The sequence below is a fragment of the Roseateles sp. P5_B10 genome (genome assembly GCF_056400485.1).
The window spans coordinates 1-2888 of the sequence record NZ_JBFULE010000676.1; the positions used below are offsets into that span (position 1 = coordinate 1).

Here is a 2888-nt window from a genome sequence, read left to right on the forward strand (position 1 = left end):
GTGCAGCGGGTCCGCCGCGTCGCTGTAGAAACTGACCTGCAGGGTCACTTACTTCGCGTGACTCAACACGAAGTGCGTCAACAGGCCCACCGGCCGGCCGGTCGAGCCCTTGGCAGCGCCGCCCTTCCATGCCGTGCCGGCGATGTCGAGATGGCCCCAGCGGTACTTGCTGGTGAAACGCTGCAGGAACTTGGCCGCCGTGATCGAGCCGCCCGCGCGACCGGCGATATTGGGCACGTCGGCGAAGTTGCTCTTCAGGCCTTCGGCGTACTCGTCGTCCAGCGGCATGCGCCAGCAAGGGTCGAGGGCCGCGTCGCCCGCTGCGGTCAACGAAGCGGCGAGTTCGTCGTCGCTGGCGTACATGCCGCTGCGCACGCCGCCCAGCGCGATGACGCAGGCGCCCGTCAGCGTCGCCACGTCGACGACGACCGCGGGCTTGAAGCGCTCCGCATAGGTCAGCGCATCGCACAGGATGAGTCGGCCTTCGGCGTCGGTGTTCAGGATCTCGATGGTCTGGCCGGACATCGACGTGACGACGTCGCCCGGCTTGATCGCGCGGCCGCTGGGCATGTTCTCGCAGGCAGCGACGATCATGACCAGATTGAGCTTGGGCTTGAGTTCGGCGATGGCGCGCAGCGTGCCGATGACGCTGGCCGCGCCGCCCATGTCGAACTTCATCTCGTCCATCTCGGCACCGGGCTTGAGCGAGATGCCGCCGGTGTCGAAGGTGATGCCCTTGCCCACCAGCACGACGGGCGCCACCGTCTTGGCCGCGCCTTCATAGCGGGCAACGATGAAGCGCAGCGGCTCGTCCGAACCCTGGGCGACGGACAGGAAGCTGCCCATGCCGAGTTTCTCGACGGCCTTCTTGTCCAGCACCTCGACCTTCAGGCCATGGGCCTTGCCCAGGCCCTGCACGACCTCACCGAGATAGGTCGGCGTCGCGAAGTTGGCCGGGCGGTTGGCACATTCCCGCGCCAGTTCGACGCCGGCGGCAATGGCTTCGCCACGAGCCAGGCCGGCCTTGGCCGTCTTGATGTCAGCCTTGCCGACCAGCAGGGCAAGCCTGGCCAGCTTGGGGGCTGCCGGCGCACTGGGCTTGGTGTGGCGGTAGACATAGACCGCATCCGTGGCCGCGAGGGCGGTCTGTTCGGCCAGCGATTCGACGTTGCCGGCGTCGAAACCCACAAACGCGACAGCCGCGCTGACCACGCCACGGGATTTGATCTGCGCCAGGCCTGCAGCCAATGCGGCGCGCGCGGCAGCCAACGTCGTCTTGCCGCTGGCGACGAGGACAAGGCGAGGCGCCTTGACCCCTTCGGCGTGGGTCAGCGTGAGTGCCTGGCCACCTTTCAGCGCGAAGTCGCCGAGCTTGATGGCCGCCTGCGCATGACGGGCAACCACTGCATCCAGGCCCTTGGGCAGCGCCTCACCGCCGAGCACGACGACCAGGGCGTCGGCACCGGCGCCCGCGAGCCCATCGAGCTCAGCGGTTTGAATCTTGAAGTCCATAATGACCAGAAGTAGGTAGAAGTACTTTTGATGTTATTCGATTCATCCACGCGATCCGAGCTGGCCAAGAGCTTCGGCGTCACGCTGGTGGTCATCCTGACCATCATGTTGACGTCGACGCTGATCCGCACGCTGGGCCAGGCCGCGGGGGGCAATGTGGCGCCTCAGGACGTCGTGCTGTTGATGGGCTACGCGACCATCGCCCACCTCGCGACCATGCTCATCCTGTCGCTGTTCGTTGCCGTCGTCATCACGCTCAGCCGCTCCTATCGCGAGTCGGAAATGACGATCTGGTTTGCCAGCGGCGTGCCGCTGTCGCGCTTCGTGCGCCCGGTGCTGCGCATGGCCTGGCCGGTGCTGCTCGGCGTCATCGTGCTCGAGCTGCTGGTCTGGCCCTGGGGCAATCAGAACAGCGCCGAATTGCGGGACCGTTATCAGAAGCGCGGCGACCTCTCGCGCGTGGCGCCGGGCCAGTTCCAGACCTCGCGCGACGGCAGCCGGGTCTTCTTCATCGAACGCGACGGCGACAACGCCGCCACCGGCCGCAATGTCTTCATCCTCGCCAACCAGAACGAACGCGAGTCGGTGACGACCTCGGCCCGCGGCCATCTCGAGATGGAAGGCGATGACCGCTTCCTCGTGCTGGATCACGGCCAGCGCAACGAGAGCCAGCTCAAGACCGGCGAGAAAAGCCTGGCACGCTTCGAGCAGTACAAGGTGATGACCGACCCGCAGGTGCTGGCCAATGCCAACCAGCTGCCGCCCAAGGCCATGGCGACGTTGGACCTGCTGCGCCTGCCCACGCCCAAGAACCAGGGCGAGCTGGCCTGGCGCTTCGGCATGATCCTCGCCGGCTTCAACATGGCCCTGCTCGGCGTCGGCCTGTCGGCATCCAACCCGCGCCGCGCCAGCAACTGGAATCTGCTGTTTGCGCTACTGGCCTTCGTCATCTACTTCAATCTCATCAACCTGTCGCAGTCCTGGGTAGGCAACGGTCGCACCAGCCTGCCCCGCGGCCTGCTGACCGTGCATGGCAGTGCCCTGTTCCTGGCCCTGGCCGTCATCTGGCTGCGCGACAACGCCAACCGCTTCTGCCTGCGCCGCCGCGTAAGCAAAGAGGCGATGGCATGAGGACCGTCCGCGCCCTGCTCTACAAGGACATCGCCGGTTCGGTGCTGATGGTCGCGCTGGCCTTCCTGTCGCTGTTCTTCTTTATCGACTTCGTCGACGAGATCGAGCGCATGACCCGCGTCGGCGCGGGTGCGGGCAAGGCCGCCGTGCTCGCAGCGATGGAGCTGCCTGGCCACTTCTACGAGCTATTCCCCATYGCCGTGCTGATCGGCGCCATCGTCGCCCTGGCCCGACTGGCGCAGAGC

The 2888-nt window shown here is 66.4% G+C and carries 3 protein-coding genes; 2 read left to right on the top strand and 1 reads right to left on the bottom strand.

Annotation, left to right across the window (positions count from 1 at the left end):
* Positions 1-48 precede the first annotated feature (48 nt).
* The gene (locus AC1DU6_RS25810; protein ID WP_477860597.1) at positions 49-1512 is read right to left on the bottom strand and encodes a leucyl aminopeptidase; all 1464 of its coding nucleotides are present in this window, start codon (positions 1510-1512) and stop codon (positions 49-51) included.
* A 30-nt stretch (positions 1513-1542) separates the two neighbouring features.
* Between AC1DU6_RS25810 and lptF the strand changes: the two genes are divergently transcribed.
* The gene (gene lptF, locus AC1DU6_RS25815; RefSeq protein WP_457355990.1) at positions 1543-2643 is read left to right on the top strand and encodes an LPS export ABC transporter permease LptF; all 1101 of its coding nucleotides are present in this window, start codon (positions 1543-1545) and stop codon (positions 2641-2643) included.
* Positions 2640-2888, top strand: a 249-nt coding sequence (locus AC1DU6_RS25820) for an LptF/LptG family permease (protein ID WP_477860599.1), incomplete at its 3' end; no start/stop codon positions are given. The genes lptF and AC1DU6_RS25820, both read left to right, overlap by 4 nt.

What these genes read in the sequence shown, in the direction of transcription:
- lptF (WP_457355990.1), top strand. Translation starts at nt 1,543, where the DNA reads ATGTTATTCGATTCATCCACGCGATCCGAGCTGGCCAAGAGCTTCGGC.
- AC1DU6_RS25810 (WP_477860597.1), bottom strand. Translation starts at nt 1,512, where the DNA reads ATGGACTTCAAGATTCAAACCGCTGAGCTCGATGGGCTCGCGGGCGCC.